This is a genomic window from Pseudomonas sp. PME37.24/006 (genome assembly GCF_055556635.1).
Genome location: NZ_JBVHNL010000172.1, coordinates 1 through 261, shown reverse-complemented (window position 1 = coordinate 261; position 261 = coordinate 1). Strand labels below are relative to the sequence as shown.

Below are 261 nucleotides of genomic sequence, written 5' to 3'. Positions count from 1 at the left end.
CCACCAGGATCAGCACCGGCACGATCAGCCCGGCAAAGCCGATGGCATGATAGGCGAAGGCGGCGGCGATGGCACCCGCGCCGAACGACAGCACCGGCCACACGAACTTGATGCAGCGCTCGGTGGTACCGGCATCGGCCGCGCCGCGCAGCATGTCCACCACGTCGATCACCACTTGCGTGACGTTGCCCGTCATCAGCGAGGTCGGCGCCAGGTGCGCCAGCAGCAGGCGGCTGATGGCGCTGTGGACACCCATGGAGG

The 261-nt window shown here is 68.2% G+C and carries 1 protein-coding gene; it reads right to left on the bottom strand.

Going from position 1 to position 261, the window contains the following annotated elements; translation table 11 throughout:
- A partial coding sequence (locus ACZ3GY_RS24290) for a DUF1275 family protein (RefSeq protein ID WP_465912334.1) occupies positions 1 to 261 on the bottom strand: 261 nt, incomplete at both ends.